The organism is Streptomyces sp. NPDC058221 (assembly GCF_042882365.1).
In the GTDB taxonomy this organism is placed as follows: Bacteria; Actinomycetota; Actinomycetes; order Streptomycetales; family Streptomycetaceae; genus Streptomyces.
Window position 1 is genome coordinate 79312 of the sequence record NZ_JBHVWF010000001.1, and the last position, 18057, is coordinate 97368.

Genomic DNA, 18057 nt, shown 5'->3' on the forward strand with positions numbered 1-18057 from the left:
CATGAGACGGCTGCGGAAGGGCCCGTGGACGCTGCGGACCCGGCTCGTCGTCTCCGCGGTGACGCTGATCGCGGTCGTCGCGGCCGTGATCGGTTCGGTCACGGCCATCGCGTTCCACAGCTACATGTACGGAAAGCTGGACGACCAGCTGCGCGACATCGCCGCCCGGGCCGAGCGGATGCCGGGTGAGCCGGTGCCCGGTGGGCCGAAGAAGGAGCCGCTCGGGTTCATAGGCGGAGGAGGCCAGCCGCTCAAGACCTTCGGCGCCGTGCTCGCGGACGGTGCCGTCGTCTCTTCCCTGGTCGTGAAGGCCAGCGGGCCGGGCGTGCAGCCCAGCAACGAACCGCTGAGCGGCGCCCAGCAGGACGCCCTGGAGACTGCGGGCATCCCGGTGGACCGCGGCGCGCACGACGTCGAACTGACCGGACTCGGCGACTACCGGGTCGAGGCCGTTCCCATGGACGACGATACGACCGTCCTCGTCGGCGTTCCCACCGATGAGGTGAGCAAGGCCATCACCACCCTGATCCTCGTCGAGGTGTGCGTCACCGGGGCCGGGCTCGTCGCCGCCGGGCTCGCCGGCGCCGCCATGGTCACGGTCGCCCTGCGCCCGCTGCGCCGGGTGGCCGCCACCGCGACCCGGGTCTCCGAGATCCCGTTGCACAGCGGCGAGGTCGCCCTGTTCGAACGCGTCCCCGGGACGGAGGCCGATCCGCGGACCGAGGTCGGGCAGGTCGGCGCGGCTCTCAACCGGATGCTGGGCCACGTCGGTTCGGCGCTGGACGCGCGGCAGAAGAGCGAGATGCGGGTCCGGCAGTTCGTCGCCGACGCCAGCCATGAGCTGCGCACCCCGCTCTCCTCGATCCGCGGGTACGCCGAACTGACCCGGCGCGGGCGGGAGAACACCGGCCCGGACACGCGGCATGCTCTGGGCCGCATCGAGTCCGAGGCGGAACGCATGACGGGCATGGTGGAGGATCTGCTGCTGCTCGCCCGGCTGGACGCCGGGCGGCCGCTCAGTGAGGAGAGCACCGATCTGTCACCGCTCGTCATAGACGCGGTGAGCGACGCCCGCGTGGCGGGCCGTGCCGCCTCCGCGGACGGGCCGGCGCCCACCCACCACTGGCGTCTTGAGCTGCCCGAGGAGCCCGCGACCGTATGGGCCGATCCGACCAGGATCCAGCAGGTGCTGGTCAACCTGCTGGCCAACGCCCGTACGCACACCCCGGCCGGGACCACGGTCACGGCACGGGTGCGCGCGGGGGCCGGGTCCCCCTGGGTGACCCTTGAGGTCCAGGACAACGGGCCCGGCATTCCGGCGGATCTGCTGCCGCACGTCTTCGAACGGTTCGCGCGCGGCGACGCCTCGCGCTCCCGGCACGCCGGGTCGACGGGGCTCGGTCTCGCCATCGTGCAGGCCGTCGTCGCCGCGCACGGCGGTCTTGCCGAGGTGCGTTCGGTGCCGGGCGACACGGTGTTCGCCGTCCATCTGCCGGCGGATCCCGGGTACCCGGGCGGTCCGGCCGGCGGTCCCGGTGACAGCCGCCGCGGCACCGGCACCGGGGGCACCGGACCCGCCGGCCACAGCACGTACGGCGCCCCGGCGCACTCACAGGCGGGCCACAGGCTCAGCACACGGGCGTGACAGCGCGGTTGGCGAGTGTCTATGTCATGCGAACCGACACTCCTTGGGGCACCCTGCCGGCCCGGGAACACCTCCTGGCCGGTGCGGGCGGTACGGCAGGTGTCCCCGTACTCGATGTGGTGGTACCCGTCTACAACGAGGAGAAGGACCTCGAACCGTGCGTGCTGAGACTGCACGACCATCTGGCACGCACCTTCCCGTACGCCTTCCGGATCACCGTCGCGGACAACGCGAGCACCGACCGGACGCCGCAGGTGGCGCAGCGGCTCGCGCAGACGCTGCCCCGGGTGCGTTCCTTCCGGCTGGAGGAGAAGGGCCGAGGACGGGCGCTGCGCACCGTCTGGTCGCACTCGGACGCCCCCGTCCTCGCCTACATGGACGTGGATCTGTCCACCGATCTGAACGCGCTGCTCCCGCTGGTCGCGCCGCTGATCTCCGGCCACTCCGACCTGGCCATCGGCTCACGCCTCGCCCGCAGTTCGCGGGTGGTGCGGGGGACGAAGCGGGAGTTCATCTCGCGGGCGTACAACATCATCCTGCGTTCCTCGCTGGCCGCCCGGTTCAGCGACGCGCAGTGCGGGTTCAAGGCGATCCGGCGCGATGTCGCGCAGCGGCTGCTGCCGATGGTCGAGGACACCGGCTGGTTCTTCGACACCGAACTGCTGGTGCTGGCCGAACGCGCCGGGCTGCGCATCCACGAGGTGCCGGTCGACTGGGTCGACGACCCGGACTCGACCGTCCACATCGTGCGGACCGCGACCGATGACCTGAAGGGTGTCTGGCGGGTGGGGCGGGCGCTGGCCGTCGGCGCGCTGCCGCTGGACCGGCTGGCGCGGCCCTTCGGTGACGACCCGCGCGATCGCGGGATCGGCGGGGTGCCGGGCGGACTGGCCCGGCAGCTCGTCGGGTTCTGTGTCGTGGGAGCCCTCTCGACCCTCTTCTATCTGGCCCTGTACTCGCTGTTCCGGCTCGGCGCCGGCCCGCAGATCGCCAACGGCGGCGCGCTGCTGGTGTCGGCCGTCGCCAATACGTCGGCCAACCGGAGGCTCACCTTCGGCGTACGCGGCAGGGGCGGGGCCGTCCGTCACCAGGCGCAGGGGCTCGTGGTCTTCGCCATCGGCCTGGCGCTGACGAGCGGCTCGCTGGCCGCGCTGGGGACGACGTCCCCAGAGCCTTCGCACGGCACCGAGCTCGCCGTGCTGATCGCGGCCAACCTCGCGGCAACGGTGCTGCGCTTCCTGCTCTTCCGCGCCTGGGTCTTCCCGGACCGCGACCGCGACCGTGACCAGGGGCTTCCGAGCGGTGCGCCCGACGCGGACGGACCCGCGCCCGTGGCCTCCGGTCCGGCCGTCACCGGCGCTCCGGTCCCCGCTCCCGTCCCCGGTCCGGCCGACGACACCCACCACGAACTGAGGAACGCCCGATGACCACGCTGCACCCCGACCACCTCCCGGCCCCGCCGGACGCGCCCCCGCCGGGCGCCTCCGCGGCCCACGGGCGCCCCGGCCGGTCGCTGCCGCACCGCGTGTGGCGAGGCAGGCCCGATGACCCCCGATGGGCCCGTCCGGCCTTCCTCGGCATGCTGCTGGTCATCACGCTGGCCTACCTGTGGAACCTCAGCGCCTCCGGCTACGCCAACTCCTTCTACTCCGCGGCCGCGCAGGCCGGCAGCCAGAGCTGGAAGGCCTTCTTCTTCGGCTCGCTGGACTCGGCCAACGCCATCACCGTCGACAAGCCCCCGGCCACCCTGTGGCCGATGGCCCTGTCGGTCCGCGTCCTCGGGCTCAGCTCCTGGGCGATCCTGCTCCCGCAGGTGCTGATGGCCACGGCCACCGCCGGGGTGCTCTACGCCGCAGTGCGTCGCCGCTTCAGCGCCGCCGCCGGGCTGATCACCATGGCGGTGTTCGCACTGACGCCCGTCGCCGCGCTGATGTTCCGCTTCAACAACCCGGACGCGCTGCTCGCGCTGCTGATGACCGTCACGGTCTACTGCGTGCTGCGCGCGATGGAGAACGGCCGCACCAAGTGGCTGGTGTGGGCGGGGGTCGCGGTCGGACTCGCGTTCCTGTCCAAGACGCTCCAGGCGTTCCTGATCCTGCCGCCGCTGGCGGTGCTGTACGCGGTGTTCGCGCCGGTCTCCGTGCGCAGGCGCTTCGGCCAGCTGGGGCTCTCCGCCCTGGCGATGGTCGTGGCGGGCGGCTGGTGGGTGGCGATCGTCGAGCTGTGGCCCGCCTCCTCGCGTCCGTACATCGGCGGCTCGCAGAACAACTCGTTCCTGGAGCTGACCTTCGGCTACAACGGGCTCGGCCGGATCAACGGCGAGGAGACCGGCAGTGTCGGCGGCGGTGGCGGCCGTGGCGGCGGGGCCGGCGGGCAGTGGGGCGAGACCGGCATCGACCGGATGTTCAACTCCGAGATCGGCAGCCAGATCTCGTGGCTGCTGCCCGCAGCGCTGATCCTGCTGGTCGCGGGCGTCTGGCTGACCTGGCGGGCGAAGAGGACGGACATGGCCCGGGACGCCTTCCTCGCCTGGGGCAGCTCGCTGCTGATGACCGCGGCCGTGTTCAGCTTCATGGCCGGCATCTTCCACCAGTACTACACGGTGGCTCTGGTCCCCTACATCGCGGCGCTGATCGGCATGGGCGTCACGGTCCTGTGGGAGGAGCGGTCCCGCTGGTGGGCGGGGGCCACGCTCGCGCTCACGGTCGCCGTGACGGCGTACTGGGCGTACGTGCTGCTGGGGCGGACCCCGGACTATCTGCCGTGGCTGCGCCAGGCCGTGCTCGTCGCCGGGCTCGTGGGCGCGGTGGGCCTGCTGCTCGCGGCCCGGCTGGGGCGTCAGCTGGCGCTTCTCACCGTGGGTCTCGGCTTCGCCGCCTCACTGGCCGGTCCGGTCGCGTACACGCTGAACACGCTGAACACCGGGCACCAGGGCTCGATCGTCACGGCCGGCCCGTCGTCCGGCGGAATGGGCGGACCCGGCGGCGGTGGCGGCCGCGGTGGTCCCGGCGGTGGCATGCAGCCTCCCACCGGCAAGCAGGGCGCCGGCACGGGACAGCCCCCGACCGGCAAGCAGGGCGCCGGCACGGGGCAGCCCCCGACCGGCAAGCAGGGCGCCGGTACGGGGCAGCCCCCGACCGGCAACCAGCAGGGCGGGGGCCAGGGCAAGCCCGGCACGTCTCAGGGCAAGCCGGGGCAGCAGCCGGGTCAGCAGCCCGGTGGCATGCCCGGCATGGGCGAACGCTCCCGGGGCGGTGGCGGTGGCGGCGGCATGGGCGGACTGCTCAACGGCGCGTCCGTCGACGCCGCGGCCAAGAAGCTCCTGACGGCGGACGCCGACGACTACACCTGGAGCGCCGCGGCCATCGGCTCGCAGAACGCCGCCAGTTACCAGCTCGCCACCGGCGACCCGGTGATGGCGATCGGCGGCTTCAACGGAAGCGACCCGTCCCCGACGCTCTCCCAGTTCAAGAAGTACGTCGAGGACGGCCGCATCCACTACTTCATCTCCAGCGGAGAGGGCGGCGGTGGCGGCATGGGCGGCAGCAGCGGAACCTCCTCGAAGATCTCCACCTGGGTGGAGGCCGGCTTCGAGAAGGTCACGGCAGGCAGCGCCACGTTCTACGACCTGACCAAGCCGAAGAGCAGCTGAGCCGGGCGCGCGGGCCGGCTCAGCGCCGCAGCAACAGGTCCGTGACGAGGGGGCGGTGGTCCGAGGCGAGTGTCTCGGCCACCGCCGCGTCGCGTACCCGCACGGTGTCCTTGGACACCGCGACGTAGTCGATCCGCTGGACCGGGTCCTGCGCCGGGAAGGTGGGAGCGCCCGGCTCGATGTCCGTCAGCTCCTCCCACAGCGGGGCCAGTTCGGGGGCGCTCGGCGCCGCGTTGAAGTCACCGAGCAGGATCTGCCGCACCGGCCGCCGCTCCTGCTCCTGGTCCTCGGCCATGATCCGGCGGGTGTCGGCGACCTGAGCGGTCCGTACGGTCGGGTCGCCGCGGTAGTCGAGGTGCGTCGCGTACACGTGCACGGGCAGCCCCTTCACCCGCAGCACCACCTCGCCGAAGCCGGGCGCGGGCGCCGGCAGCGGATCCGGGTCCTGGGTGGAGAGCCGGGTGATGTCATGGTTCTCGGCGCTCACGATCCGGTAGCGGGACAGCACCGCGACGCCGAACTCGCGTCGTGGAGCGCCCGGTGCCGCCGGATCGAGGCTGTAGATCGGGGCGAACGACACCCGCATCCCGAGCCGCCGGCCCAGCTCGCCCGCCAGATCTCGCCACTCGCTGCGGGCGTCCCAGTGGACGTCGACCTCCTGGAGTCCGATCACGTCCGCGTGCAGCGAGCGGAGCTCGGCCACCTGCCGGTCGAGATCGAAGACGTTGTCCATCCCCGCACCCGCGTGGATGTTGTACGTCGCGACGCGCAGCGGCACCGGACGCTCCGGGCCGTGCCCGGCGGCCGACGCAGGTGGCGCGAGCGCCGCCCCCAACAGGCCCGCGGCAAGCAGGACTTCCACCGTACGACGACGCAGTGACATACCACTCCAGCCCTTGTCGGATCAGCGTCGGCACCGTACCCGCGAAAAGCCGGTTGTACGCCCGGACGGAGCTCTTATACGGTGTACGTCGTTTCCCTGTACGCCGTATAGGGGCCTGGAGCGACCCGGGAGTCCGTATGACGGCGAAAGCCGCCGAGCACAACCAGCTCTCGCCGACGAGCCATCCGCAGCGCTGGCTGATCCTCGGCGTGATCTGCCTCGCGCAGCTCACCGTGCTGCTCGACAACACCGTCCTCAACGTCGCGATCCCCTCCCTCACCCGGGAACTGGACGCCTCCACCGCCGACGTGCAGTGGATGATCAACGCCTACTCGCTCGTCCAGTCCGGTCTGCTGCTGACCGCCGGCAGCTCGGCCGACCGCTACGGGCGCAAGAAGATGCTGATCACGGGCCTCGCGCTGTTCGGCATCGGCTCGCTGGTGGCCGGGCTCGCCCAGTCGGCCGCGCAGCTGATCGCCGCGCGCGCCGGGATGGGCATCGGCGGCGCGCTGCTGATCACCACCACCCTTGCCGTCGTCGTCCAGATCTTCGACGAGAGAGACCGGGTGAAGGCGATCGGTATCTGGTCGACCGTCAACTCCGTCGGCTTCGCCGTCGGCCCGCTGATCGGCGGGGTCATGCTCGACCACTTCTGGTGGGGCGCGATCTTCCTGATCAACATCCCGGTCGCGGTCATCGCCCTGATCGCCGTGGCCCGGCTGGTGCCCGAGTCCAAGAGCCCGGCCGGGGAGCGTCCCGACCTGCTCGGCGCGCTGCTCTCCACCATCGGTATGGCCGCGGTCGTGTACGCGATCATCTCCGGGCCCGGGCACGGCTGGACATCGGGCCAGGTGCTGCTGACCGCCTTCGTCGGGATCGCCGTCCTCGCCGGTTTCGTGCTGTGGGAGCTGCACATCCCGTATCCGATGCTGGACATGCATTTCTTCCGCAACCAGCAGTTCATCGGCGCGGTCGCGGGCGCGATCCTGGTCGCCTTCGGAATGGGCGGCTCGCTCTTCCTGCTCACCCAGCAGCTGCAGTTCGTCCTCGGCTACGGTCCGCTGGAGGCCGGTCTGCGGACGGCCCCGCTGGCGCTGAGCGTCGTCGCGCTCAACCTGACCGGCCTGGGCGCGCGGCTGGTGCCCAGGCTCGGCACCCCCGTCACCATCGCCGCCGGCATGGGGCTGCTCGCCGCCGGTCTGGCGGCGATCGCCCTGCTGGGCGGGCACGGCTACGGCGGCATGCTCCTCGGCCTGGTCGTGATGGGGGCGGGCATCGCGCTCGCCATGCCCGCCATGGCCAACGCGATCATGAGCGCCATTCCGCCGGAGAAGGCGGGCGTCGGCGCCGGGGTCAACGGCACCCTCGCCGAATGCGGCAACGGCCTCGGGGTCGCGGTGCTCGGCGCGGTGCTGAACTCCCGGTTCGCGGCGCTCGTCCCCACCGCCGTCGGAGCCGCCTCGCTGCCCGCGGCACTGGCCGCCGCGACCGGCGAGGGGGAGCGCCGGCGCATCACGGACGCCTTCGCCTCGGGTCTTGAGACGAGTCAGCTGGTCGGGGCGGTGGCGGTGCTGGCCGGCGGACTGCTGGCCGCCGTGCTGCTGCGCCGTGCGGAGCGGGCAGAATCGGCTCGGGCTGACCCGGCCGCGGCAGCGGCATAGCATCGGACGGGATGGACCGGATCGTAAGACTCCGGTTTCTGGGCAAGGGGTGCGTATCCGGTTCGTCCCGCCGGCGAGACAAGGGAGTGCGCCATGGTGTCCGCGGCCGACCGCGTGAAGAACCCTGCCAGGACCAGTGTGTGGCTCGACGGCAGGGTTCCGACGCGCAGCCGTAGATCGGACCAGCCGGCCGGTCTGGACCGGGAGAGGATCACGGCCGCGTCGGTCCGGCTGCTGGACGCCGAGGGCCTCGCCAGGTTCTCCATGCGCCGCCTCGCCGCCGAGCTGAACGTCACCGCGATGTCCCTCTACTGGTACGTCGACACCAAGGACGATCTGCTGGAGCTGGCCCTGGACTCGGTCCACGCCGAGATCGCGCCCCCGGCCACGGACGCCGACTGGCGCGACCGGCTGCGCGAACTGGCCACCAGCTACCGGGGCATGCTCGTCCGGCACACCTGGGCCTCCGCGCTGGCCGGGAACTTCCTGAACATCGGCCCGCACTCGCTGCTCTTCTCCTACGCCGTCCAGGACATCATCCGGGCCACCGGACTGCCGCTGAGGCACCAGCCGGGCGCGATGTCGGCGGTCTTCCAGTTCGTGTACGGGTTCGGCACCATCGAGGGCCATATCGTGCAGCGGTCCGCGGCGGCGGGACTCAGCCAGGACGACTTCTACCGGGAGTCGCTGGGCACCATCAGCGCCCAGCCGCAGCTGAAGGACCTGATGGAGGCCTCGAAGAGCATGATCGAGGCGCGCGGCGGCGGCACCGTCGAGGAGATGTGGGAGCGGGACTTCACCTTCGCCCTCGACCTGCTGATCGCGGGCATCGAGGCGATGCGCGGACGCACGGAGCGTTCCCCGGGGTCCGTTCAGTAGCCGCGTGCCGGGTCCACGGCCAGCGCCGGAACACGGCCCGCCACGAGCTCCCGCAGACACTCCGCGAAGTCCGCGACGATGTCCTCGTCCGCCGTGATGCCCGCGGAGTGCGAAGTGACCACCGTCCGGGGCAGCCGCCAGCAGAGGTCGCCGGGCGCGGCGGGCTCCTCGGGGAGCACGTCGAGCACCGCGCTCCCCACCGTGCCCGCGTGCAGCGCGGCCTCCAGCGCCACCAGGTCCACGGTCGCGCCCCGGCCCACATTGATGAACGCGGCGCCGCCCATGGCCGCGAACCGCTCCGCCCCGAAGTAGCCCCGGGTCGCCCCGGTCAGCGGAAGCGCGGAGACCACCCAGCGGGCGGCCACCGGCTCGTCCCGACCGGCCGTCGCGTCGAAGCCCGGCGGAGCCTCGCGCGGGGTGCGGGCCACGCCCACCGTCCGGATGCCGCAGGCCCGCAGCAGCCCGGCGACGGCCGAGCCGATCCGGCCGGTGCCGTGGACCACGGCCGTCTGCCCGGACACGAGCTCGGAAGGGATACGGCGCCACTCGGCCCGGCCCTGCTGCGCGGCGAACTCGGGGACGGACTGGCAGCCGGCCAGCACCCAGGCCAGCACGTACTGCGCGATCCGCTCACCCATCCGGCCCACCGTCCGGGTGAGCAGCGCGCCGGGCGGCCAGGGCCCGGCGTCCAGCAGGGCGTCCGTCCCGGCGTTCACGCTGTGGAACCAGAGCAGCCCGTCCCCGCGCAGCGCCTCCGGCAGCGTCGCACCGACGTACGCATAGGGGCCGTCCGGAACCGCGGGGTCCTCGCCCACCTGTTCCACCGGGCGCCCCAAGGTCCGCTCCAGTGAGCGGACCACGGGTGCGGCGAGGCCGGGTGCGGCCAGCAGCCGCAGCCGCGCGAGGTCTTCGGCACCGATCGCCGCAACGGTCACGAGGCGGGCCCGGTGGCGCTGTCCCCGTGCCCCCGCGCCCCGGACGCCGGCCGGGCGGGAAGTACGGCCGGCCGGAGGGCCACCAGGTCAGTCATCGGACGCGAGCCGCGCCGGGAAGCCGCCCGTAGCGATCGGGCTCCAGCGCTCGGGGGTGATCCTGATGATCGACTTCCCCTGCTTCACCATGGCCGCCCGGTACTCGTCCCAGTCCGGGTGCTCCCCCGAGATGGTGCGGAAGTACTCGACGAGCGGCTCGACCGAATCCGGTGAGTCGATCACCTCGGCCGAGCCGTCGATCTGCACCCACGGCCCGTTCCACTCGTCGGACAGGACGATCAGGCTCACCCGTTCGTCCCGCTTGGCGTTGCGGGTCTTGGCCCGTTCGGGGTACGTCGAGACGACGATCCGGCCCGCCTCGTCGACGCCGCAGGTGAGCGGGGAGCCCTGGGGGCGGCCGTCGGACCGGGTGGTCAGCAGGACCGCCCGGTGCCGTGGCCGTACGAATGCCAGCAACTCGTCGAGTTCCACGGCGGTGTTGGTCGCGATGTTGGATGCCATGGAACAGAGCCTACGACCGTGAGGTGCCGGACGGCCGGATCAGGCGGCCGGAAGGGAGTCGCCCTGCACGGCCTGGATGTCGAGCTCCACCCGCAGCGTCGTGCCGATCGCCGAGATGCCCGCCTGGACCACCTGGTTGTAGTTCATGGCGAAGTCCTCGCGGCGCAGCTCGGCCGTCGCCCTGAACGCCGCGCGCACGCCGCCCCAGGGGTCGGGGCCGGTACCGAGGTAGCTCAGGTCGAGGTCGACGGGGCGCTCCACCCCGTGCAGCGAGAGCTGGCCGTGCACGGTCCACCGGTCGGGGCCGGCCGGGGTCAGCCCGCCGGAGCGGTAGGTGATCTCCGGGTACCGGTCCGTGTCGAGGAAGTCCGGCGAGCGCAGGTGCTTGTCCCGCATGCCGTTGCCGGTGTCGATGCTGGCCGCGCTGATGACCGCGTCCACCCGGGAGCGCTGCACGTCCTCGGAGATCTCGATCCGGCCGCCGAACTCGGTGAACCGGCCGTGCACGCTGGAGATCCCCAGGTGCTGGGCGACCGCGCCCACCGAGGAGTGCGCCGGGTCCAGCGACCAGGCGCCCGGCGGCGGCAGCTCCACACCGCCCTGGCGTGCCAGTACCACCGTGCCGGCGTCGACCCGGCCGCTCGCCGTGACGAGGGCGGTCGAGGCGGCGGGGGCGTACCCGACCGCCGTCACGATGACGGTGTACGCGCCTGCGGACAGTGCGGCATCCGCCGCCACCGTCCCGTCCTCGTCGGCGGCGGCCCGCAGCACCTGCGTACCGGTCATGTCGGTGACCGTCACGACCGCGTGCTGGACGGCCCAGCCGTCCCGCGTCCGTACCTGTGCGCGAAGTCCCATCCCGTTTTCTCTCCTTGCTCAATGACCCGTCCGCTCACGGAAGAGGTCACTCAATGAGTCGGGCCCCGGGGCAGGGACGGCAGGCCGTCCCCTGCCTGCCGTCCCCGCCACCGGGGCCCATTTCCACTGCCCGGACAGCCTCTCCGCTCGAAGTGCCGTCCCGCCAGGGGTCTTGACTACTCGCCGGGGTGGGCGAGCTCGATGTCGTGGCCGTCGACCCCGCGACCGGCCACGGTCAGTGCGCCGGCCACCGGCGGGTAGCCGGTCGCGATGACCGAGTACTCGCCCGCGTCCAGGTCGGTGAAGGCGTACGCCCCGTCCTCCCCGGTCGTCGAGTTGGCGATCACGTTGCCGGCCGCGTCGATCAGCGTGACGCGGGCGTCCGGCAGCGGCCGCCGGCCGGAACCGGCCCGCACGACGCCCTGCACCAGCGCACCGGCGCGCAGTGCGGCCTCGACCCGGGTGACACCCTGGCCGCCGACCTCCACCGAGAGCGCCATCGGGCGGAACCCGGCGGCGTTCACCGCGACGGTCACCGCACCGGGGACCAGCTCACCGAAGGTGAACTCGCCCGACTCACCGGACTTGCCGGTGGCCAGCACGTCGCCGCGCACATCGGTCACGATGATCATGGCGCCCTCGACCGGCGCACCGCCCTCGGCGGCCCGCACGGTTCCGGCGAGACCGCTCGTACCGGCGAGCAGGATGTCGTAGGCGAGTGCGTCCTCGCCGACGACCACGGTGGACGCCTGCGGCTGGAAGCCGTCGGCAGACGCGATCAGCACGTACGAACCGGCGCCCGGGGCGTCCAGAACATAGCTGCCGTCGGGCTGCGCGACCGAGATGCCCAGCTGCCTGCCGCCCAGCGAGATCAGGGTGACCGCGGCCTGTCCGACGGGTGCGCCCTCGGCGCCGCGCACCACACCGCGTACCGCTGTGCCCTGCACGGCTGCCACCGGAGCGGCCTTGCCCATGTCGACGACGGTGTCGACGGCGGTGACGCCGGCCGAACCCTCGGAGACCAGTGCGGCGGTACCGGACGGGACCTCGGCGAGCGCCTCGGCCTCGGCCGGGGCGTCGTTCGCCGCCTTCGTCCGCAGCGCGACCTCCTTGATGAAGATCGTGATCAGGAAGGCGAGCAGGGCCGCCGGAGCCGCGTACAGGAAGACGTCACCGACGCCGTGCCCGTAGGCGCCCTCCACGACCGTACGCAAGGGCGGGGGCAGCTTGTCCAGGTCGGGGATGCCGCCGCCGCCGGTGCCCATGGACGCGCCCTGGGGACCGAGGTCGGTGAGGCCGTCCTTGACGTAGTGGGTGACACGGTTCGCCAGGACGGCGCCCAGTGCCGAGACACCGATGGCACCACCGAGCGAACGGAAGAAGGTGACGACGGAGCTGGCCGAGCCGAGGTCCGCGGGGTCGACCTGGTTCTGGGTGGCGAGCACCAGGTTCTGCATCATCATGCCGATGCCGAGACCCATCACGAACATGAAGATCGCGATGTGCCAGTACGTGGTGTCGTACCGGATGGTGCCGAGCATGCCGAGCCCTGCCGTGAGCAGGAAGCCGCCGCTGACCAGCCAGGCCTTCCAGCGGCCCGTCTTGGTGATGATCTGGCCCGAGAGGGTCGAGGAGATGAACAGACCCGCGATCATCGGGATCGTCATCACACCGGACATCGTCGGCGACTTGCCGCGCGCCAGCTGGAAGTACTGGCTGAAGAAGACGGTGCCCGCGAACATCCCGATACCGACGAACAGCGAGGCCAGCGAGGCCAGCGTGATGGTGCGGTTGCGGAAGAGCCGCAGCGGGATGATCGGCTCACGGGCCCGGGACTCGGTGAAGACGAAGAGCAGCGCGAGGACCAGGGAGCCGGCCAGCATCACGCCGGTCTGCCAGGACATCCAGTCGTACTTGTCGCCCGCGAAGGTCACCCAGAGCAGCAGCAGCGAGACCGCGGCGCTGATGAAGAAGGCGCCGGTCCAGTCGACCTTGACCTCGCGCTTGACGACCGGGAGCTTCAGGGTCTTCTGGAGCACGATGAGGGCGATGATCGCGAACGGCACGCCGACGTAGAAGCACCAGCGCCAGCCCATCCAGCTGGTGTCGGTGATGACACCGCCGAGCAGCGGGCCGCCGACGGTGGCGACGGCGAAGACCGCGCCGAGGTAGCCGCTGTAGCGACCGCGCTCGCGCGGGGCGATCATCGCGGCCATCACGATCTGGGCGAGGGCGGAGAGACCGCCGACGCCGATGCCCTGCACCACACGGCAGGCGATCAGCATGCCGCTGCTGGTCGACAGACCGGCGACGACCGAGCCGAGAACGTAGATGATCAGTGCTATCTGGACCAGCAGCTTCTTGCTGAACAGGTCGGAGAGCTTGCCCCACAGGGGGGTGGTCGCCGTCATCGCCAGCAGCGAGGCCGTGACGACCCAGGTGTACGAGCTCTGGCTGCCGCCGAGGTCGGAGATGATCTCCGGCAGGGCGTTGGAGACGACGGTGGACGACAGAATCGCGACGAACATGCCGAGCAGCAGCCCGGTGAGCGCTTCCATGATCTGCCGGTGTGTCATCGGCGTGCCGTCGGAGGAGTCGTTCCCTCCGTGCTTGGCGTGGCCGCCCCGCACACCGGTTGGTGTGGTCGTAGCCATTTAAATCCTTGTCTTTGCTTCTGTTACACGGGTGTACGGGTGTACGAGCCGTTGTGACTGTCGGCCTGCCGGGAGCGGCACTCGCCGCTGTGCTTTCCGGGGGCGCACCCGCCGGAACCGCGACAGGAGAAGCTGTCGCGCAGCCGGGCCAACAGGGTGTTGAGCTGTCCGACCTCTTCGTCGGACCAGTCCTGGAGATGGTGGGCGAACATTTCGGTGGTCCGGCAGTTCAGGTCGGACAGCACGTCCTTGCCCGCAGGGGTCAGCCGCAGGATCCGTGAGCGCTTGTCCGCCGGGTCAGGGGACCGTTCGATCCAGCCGCGTTCTGCCACGTGGGCGACGTGCCGGCTGGTCACCGACATGTCGACGTCGAGCAGCTCGGCAAGCCCGCTGATCCGCATCTCGCCGTGCCGGCTCAGCAGAGCCAGTACAGCGGCGGAACCCGCGGGGCATTCCGGCGGCAGGATGCGGCCGAGTCCTCGTTTCACCGCGCCGATGGCGCTGAGCTGCTGGGACAGTTCTTCGTACTGACTCCGTGCGGCCACGGGACCCCCAGACATCTCACACCGTCATCTTGTTGCTTAGGGCAACCATAGAAGCCGTTGGTTGCTGCAGGCAAACGAAAAGAGGCTTGCACAAGTAAAGGAACGCAAAAGGCTGCGTAGAGCTCGAGTCAAACCCCCAGCGTGTGCGGTGCGCGGGTGGCGGATGTGTTTCGTGCCACACCCGAGGCGTGCGGGGCGCCGCCCGCAGCCAGGCCCCCGGCCGGGCCGGGTTCACCCTTCCCGCGCTTTCCCGCGCTCGTGAGCGGTGTGCGGCCGCCCCTCGCGCAGGCGCCGGTCGCCCTTCGCGCATATATACGGGAGGTCGGGTGCGTGGGGCCTGCTGTGCACCCCAACTTGCTTGCCGCGCAGCGATGTTGCGCGGGACGCCCCGGTCCGGCGTCCGGGCGGTGCCCGGCGGGACCGTGCGGTTCGCCGCAGCTCATCCGCTCCTTCTCCACCGGATCCCCGGCTGCGGCCTCGTGCCTTCACCGCCCTGGGGGTTGGGCGCTTCCGCCGAGTTCGCTAGGGTCCTGGCCCATGGCACACAATCCCCACGCACCGCAGGGTCCCGAGGGCACCGGCGACCCGGCAGGCAACACTCAGATGTTCCGCGCCTTCGTCGACGAGGGCGAGCCGCAGCGTCGGCAGCAGCCGGCGGCCGTGTCGTCCGGGCCGAGGACCGGACTGATCGCCGGAGTCGTCGCGGTGATCGTCGTCCTCGGCGCGGTCGCCTGGCTCGCACTCGGCTGACCGGCTCTCCGTCCCCATCCGTCACTTCCAGCCCGTCACTTCCAGACGGCGGTGACGTCCCGGGTCTCGACATGCATGCCCAGGGGCACCCGCCAGGAGTCCACACAGACGGTGTACGTCTTCTTCCGCGCCGCTCCCGCGTCGATCGGCGCGGGCAGCGGCGCTGTCGATTCCCGGGTCGCCCAGTCGATCCCCAGCCCGCCGATGATGTGCGTGGCGAAGGTGACGGTGCCCGAACGCACCGGTGAACCGCCGGTGTTGCGGAACTCCACGGTCACCTTCTCGCACCAGCGATCGTCCGCCGCCGCGCGCCCCGGGGCCCCGACCTTCAGTACGGCGGGCCCTGCCGGAGCGGAGGAGCCCGGCGCGGACGGGGTCGCGGGGCCGGCCGAGCCGCTGCCGCTCCCGGAGCCGCTGCCGCCGGTGGAGCCGCCGGCCTCACTGTCCGGGGTACCGGAACCGCCCGGCGTACGACCCGGAGCACCTGGCCGCCCGGCGTCGCCGCCGGAGCCGCCGGCGGCGCCCGAAGCGTCCGTACCGCCGCCCTTCGCACCGCCCGCCTTCGCACCGCCCGTCCCGCGGGCCGCGGCCGAGGAGCCCGGCGAGGGCGAGCCACCCCCACGTCTCCCGTCCCCGGCGTCACTCCCGCGTCCGGACCCGTCCAGCGGGACCAGTGCGACCTTCCCCGAGGGCGCCACCGCGCCCGACGGTGTCCTGCCGGGGGCCGCCTGCGCGGCGCCGACGGCCGTGTAGCCGTCACCGCCCGACCCGTCGCCGCAGCCTGCCAGCGCCCCGCCCAGGCACAGCACGGCCGCCGAGGCGGCGATCATGGTGCCCCGGCGGCCGGGCGGGCCGAATGTCTGACGTCGCATCGCGCCAGTGTGGCTGACGGTCCGTCAATTCGGAACCCTTGCGCGGCTGCGCGCAGGTCAGTCGGCGATGAGCCCCTCCCTGAGCTGGGCGAGCGTGCGGGTCAGCAGGCGCGAGACGTGCATCTGGGAGATCCCGACCTCCTCGCCGATCTGCGACTGGGTCATGTTGGCGAAGAACCGCAGCATGATGATCTGCCGTTCCCGGGGCGGGAGTTTGGCGAGCAGCGGCTTGAGGGACTCGCGGTACTCGACGCCTTCCAGTGCCGCGTCCTCGTATCCCAGCCGGTCGGCCAGCGAGCCCTCGCCGCCGTCGTCCTCGGGTGAGGGCGAGTCCAGCGAGGAGGCGGTGTAGGCGTTTCCGACGGCCAGGCCGTCGACCACGTCCTCCTCGGAGACCCCGAGCGCCTTGGCCAGCTCCGGCACGGTCGGCGAGCGGTCGAGCTTCTGGGCGAGCTCGTCGCTGGTCTTGGTGAGGGCGAGCCGAAGCTCCTGGAGCCGGCGGGGCACCCGCACCGACCACGAGGTGTCGCGGAAGAAGCGCTTGATCTCGCCGACGACGGTGGGCATCGCGAACGTCGGGAACTCCACGCCGCGTTCGCAGTCGAACCGGTCGATCGCCTTGATCAGGCCGATCGTGCCGACCTGGACGATGTCCTCCATGGGTTCGTTACGGCTGCGGAACCGTGCCGCGGCGTAACGCACCAGCGGCAGGTTGAGCTCGATGAGTGTGTCCCGCACATAGGCCCGCTCCGGGCTGTCCGTTCCTTCGGGGCCCGGTGCGGGACCCAGTGCGGCAAGCCGCACGAACAGTGAGCGGGACAGCGTGCGGGTGTCGATGGCTTCCGACGAGCTGGTGAGCACAACGGGTGCGGGTGCGCTCTTGGTGAGCGTGAGCACCTTCGAGCTGCCCTGTTCTGCGGACATGCCACCCCCTTGAGGTCGCGGACGGTCGCGGTGGCCGCGACCATCGGAGGAACGCAGCCTCCACCTGAATACCGGAGGGGAGGCGGCGGCAAACGCGGTTCCCGCAGAATGTCACATGTCGGCAACACGCTGTAGTGACTTGTCGACAAGTCTTGGGGGAGTCTGTGCAGTTAACAAGGGGTGTGCCGCATTTGGTCCGGCGGGATCGGCTCGGGTGCTGTTTACCCGTTCCGGTTACGCCTCGATCCTGTTTGCGGATCGAAGCCGGGCGAAACTTCGGGCGAGGAGTCTTGACACATGCATCTGTGAGACACCCAGTTCGGCACTGATCTGGGACTGCGTCAGATTGCTGTAGTAGCGCAGCAGCAGGATCCGCTGTTCGCGCTCGGGAAGCTGGACGAGCAGGTGCCGGACCAGATCGCGGTGTTCGACCCCGGCCAGGGCCGGGTCCTCGTAGCCGAGCCGGTCCAGCAGCCCGGGCAGCCCGTCACCCTCCTGGGCGGCCTCCAGCGAGGTCGCGTGGTACGAGCGCCCCGCCTCGATGCAGGCCAGCACCTCGTCCTCGGAGATCTTCAGCCGTTCGGCGATCTCCGCGGTGGTGGGCGAGCGGCCGTGAGCGGTCGTCAGGTCCTCGGTGGCGCCGGTGACCTGGACCCAGAGCTCGTGCAGCCGGCGCGGTACGTGGACGGTGCGCACGTTGTCCCGGAAGTACCGCTTGATCTCGCCGACCACGGTCGGCATCGCGAAGGTGGGGAACTGGACACCGCGTTCGGGGTCGAACCGGTCGATGGCGTTGATCAACCCGATCGTGCCGACCTGGACGACGTCCTCCATCGGCTCGTTGCGGCTGCGGAAGCGTGCCGCCGCGTACCGCACGAGGGGGAGGTTGGCCTCGATCAGCGCCGTCCGGACCCGTCCGTGCTCCGCGGTGCCCGGCTCAAGACCCTTGAGCTGCCCGAACAGCACCTGCGTGAGGGCCCTGGTGTCCGCGCCCCTGGTCCTGGCGGGCGTGACGGTGTCGTCGGGCGTCTCGGTCTCGATCGTCTGCACCGACGCGGGCTGCTGCACCGGCTGGGCCGGTTGCGCCGACTGGATCGTCGGGCCCGCCGGTGGCTGGGCCTGAGCCGTCCGGGCGGTCGGCGCCGCCGGGGCGCTCGTTGCCGCCGGGGCGGTCTGCGCCGTCTGGACGGTCTGGGGAGGCACTTGAGGCGCTGTACTGGCCGGCACGATGACGCCACCCC

The 18057-nt window shown here is 71.6% G+C and carries 15 protein-coding genes; 6 read left to right on the top strand and 9 right to left on the bottom strand.

Features of this window, described 5'->3' with window-relative positions:
- Window position 1: 1 nt before the first annotated feature.
- The 3 genes from ACFVW8_RS00370 to ACFVW8_RS00380 are packed head-to-tail and all read left to right on the top strand — an operon-like array spanning window position 2 to window position 5297.
- The gene (locus ACFVW8_RS00370) at window positions 2-1645 is read left to right on the top strand and encodes an ATP-binding protein (protein ID WP_389685348.1); all 1644 of its coding nucleotides are present in this window, start codon (window positions 2-4) and stop codon (window positions 1643-1645) included.
- Between the two features lie 26 nt (window positions 1646-1671).
- Window positions 1672-3072 carry a glycosyltransferase gene (locus tag ACFVW8_RS00375; RefSeq protein ID WP_389685349.1) on the top strand — a complete coding sequence of 467 codons (1401 nt, stop codon included), beginning with the start codon at window positions 1672-1674 and terminating at the stop codon, window positions 3070-3072.
- Window positions 3069-5297, top strand: coding sequence for an ArnT family glycosyltransferase (locus ACFVW8_RS00380; RefSeq protein WP_389685350.1), 2229 nt, complete (start codon window positions 3069-3071; stop codon window positions 5295-5297). The genes ACFVW8_RS00375 and ACFVW8_RS00380 overlap by 4 nt, the downstream gene beginning before the upstream one ends.
- A gap of 19 nt (window positions 5298-5316) precedes the next feature.
- Here the strand turns inward: ACFVW8_RS00380 and ACFVW8_RS00385 are convergent, their stop codons facing one another.
- Entirely contained in the window at window positions 5317-6180 is an 864-nt protein-coding gene (locus ACFVW8_RS00385; RefSeq protein WP_389685351.1) for an endonuclease/exonuclease/phosphatase family protein, read from the bottom strand.
- A 137-nt stretch (window positions 6181-6317) separates the two neighbouring features.
- Here ACFVW8_RS00385 and ACFVW8_RS00390 point away from each other — a divergent pair, with 137 nt between their 5' ends.
- Together ACFVW8_RS00390 and ACFVW8_RS00395 are read left to right on the top strand one after the other, a co-directional pair.
- Window positions 6318-7841 (top strand): MFS transporter, encoded by a 1524-nt coding sequence (locus ACFVW8_RS00390; protein ID WP_389685352.1) that lies wholly within the window; start codon window positions 6318-6320, stop codon window positions 7839-7841.
- Window positions 7842-7934: 93 nt separating this feature from the next.
- Window positions 7935-8720, top strand: coding sequence for a TetR/AcrR family transcriptional regulator (locus ACFVW8_RS00395; protein ID WP_389685353.1), 786 nt, complete (start codon window positions 7935-7937; stop codon window positions 8718-8720).
- Here the strand turns inward: ACFVW8_RS00395 and ACFVW8_RS00400 are convergent.
- The 5 genes from ACFVW8_RS00400 to ACFVW8_RS00420 form a co-directional block, all read right to left on the bottom strand.
- Window positions 8714-9655 carry an NAD(P)-dependent oxidoreductase gene (locus ACFVW8_RS00400; protein WP_389685354.1) on the bottom strand — a complete coding sequence of 314 codons (942 nt, stop codon included), beginning with the start codon at window positions 9653-9655 and terminating at the stop codon, window positions 8714-8716. The genes ACFVW8_RS00395 and ACFVW8_RS00400 overlap by 7 nt on opposite strands.
- Window positions 9656-9742: 87 nt before the next feature.
- Complete coding sequence (locus ACFVW8_RS00405) at window positions 9743-10213, bottom strand: PPOX class F420-dependent oxidoreductase (protein ID WP_389685355.1); 471 nt, start codon at window positions 10211-10213, stop codon at window positions 9743-9745.
- 39 nt (window positions 10214-10252) lie between these two features.
- The gene (locus ACFVW8_RS00410; RefSeq protein WP_389685356.1) at window positions 10253-11071 is read right to left on the bottom strand and encodes a YceI family protein; all 819 of its coding nucleotides are present in this window, start codon (window positions 11069-11071) and stop codon (window positions 10253-10255) included.
- A 176-nt stretch (window positions 11072-11247) separates the two neighbouring features.
- Entirely contained in the window at window positions 11248-13725 is a 2478-nt protein-coding gene (locus ACFVW8_RS00415; protein ID WP_389685357.1) for a DHA2 family efflux MFS transporter permease subunit, read from the bottom strand.
- 23 nt (window positions 13726-13748) lie between these two features.
- Complete coding sequence (locus ACFVW8_RS00420) at window positions 13749-14270, bottom strand: MarR family winged helix-turn-helix transcriptional regulator (protein WP_389685358.1); 522 nt, start codon at window positions 14268-14270, stop codon at window positions 13749-13751.
- 537 nt (window positions 14271-14807) lie between these two features.
- Between ACFVW8_RS00420 and ACFVW8_RS00425 the strand changes: the two genes are divergently transcribed.
- Entirely contained in the window at window positions 14808-15020 is a 213-nt protein-coding gene (locus ACFVW8_RS00425; RefSeq protein WP_389685359.1) for a hypothetical protein, read from the top strand.
- Between the two features lie 35 nt (window positions 15021-15055).
- Here the strand turns inward: ACFVW8_RS00425 and ACFVW8_RS00430 are convergent, their stop codons facing one another.
- The 3 genes from ACFVW8_RS00430 to ACFVW8_RS00440 all read right to left on the bottom strand — a co-directional run bounded on the left by ACFVW8_RS00430 (window position 15056) and on the right by ACFVW8_RS00440 (window position 17884).
- A complete protein-coding gene (locus tag ACFVW8_RS00430) occupies window positions 15056-15892 on the bottom strand; it encodes a hypothetical protein (RefSeq protein WP_389685360.1) in 837 nt (278 codons plus the stop codon).
- A gap of 57 nt (window positions 15893-15949) precedes the next feature.
- Window positions 15950-16816: an RNA polymerase sigma factor SigF gene (locus ACFVW8_RS00435; protein WP_384136762.1), complete on the bottom strand. Its 867-nt coding sequence runs from the start codon at window positions 16814-16816 to the stop codon at window positions 15950-15952.
- 234 nt (window positions 16817-17050) lie between these two features.
- Window positions 17051-17884 carry an RNA polymerase sigma factor SigF gene (locus ACFVW8_RS00440; RefSeq protein ID WP_389685418.1) on the bottom strand — a complete coding sequence of 278 codons (834 nt, stop codon included), beginning with the start codon at window positions 17882-17884 and terminating at the stop codon, window positions 17051-17053.
- Between the last annotated feature and the right edge of the window lie 173 nt (window positions 17885-18057).

Coding starts and splice junctions, on each gene's coding strand:
- ACFVW8_RS00370 (WP_389685348.1), top strand. CDS start 2: ATGAGACGGCTGCGGAAGGGCCCGTGGACGCTGCGGACCCGGCTCGTC.
- ACFVW8_RS00375 (WP_389685349.1), top strand. CDS start 1,672: ATGCGAACCGACACTCCTTGGGGCACCCTGCCGGCCCGGGAACACCTC.
- ACFVW8_RS00380 (WP_389685350.1), top strand. CDS start 3,069: ATGACCACGCTGCACCCCGACCACCTCCCGGCCCCGCCGGACGCGCCC.
- ACFVW8_RS00385 (WP_389685351.1), bottom strand. CDS start 6,180: ATGTCACTGCGTCGTCGTACGGTGGAAGTCCTGCTTGCCGCGGGCCTG.
- ACFVW8_RS00390 (WP_389685352.1), top strand. CDS start 6,318: ATGACGGCGAAAGCCGCCGAGCACAACCAGCTCTCGCCGACGAGCCAT.
- ACFVW8_RS00395 (WP_389685353.1), top strand. CDS start 7,935: ATGGTGTCCGCGGCCGACCGCGTGAAGAACCCTGCCAGGACCAGTGTG.
- ACFVW8_RS00405 (WP_389685355.1), bottom strand. CDS start 10,213: ATGGCATCCAACATCGCGACCAACACCGCCGTGGAACTCGACGAGTTG.
- ACFVW8_RS00410 (WP_389685356.1), bottom strand. CDS start 11,071: ATGGGACTTCGCGCACAGGTACGGACGCGGGACGGCTGGGCCGTCCAG.
- ACFVW8_RS00415 (WP_389685357.1), bottom strand. CDS start 13,725: ATGGCTACGACCACACCAACCGGTGTGCGGGGCGGCCACGCCAAGCAC.
- ACFVW8_RS00425 (WP_389685359.1), top strand. CDS start 14,808: ATGGCACACAATCCCCACGCACCGCAGGGTCCCGAGGGCACCGGCGAC.
- ACFVW8_RS00430 (WP_389685360.1), bottom strand. CDS start 15,892: ATGCGACGTCAGACATTCGGCCCGCCCGGCCGCCGGGGCACCATGATC.
- ACFVW8_RS00435 (WP_384136762.1), bottom strand. CDS start 16,816: ATGTCCGCAGAACAGGGCAGCTCGAAGGTGCTCACGCTCACCAAGAGC.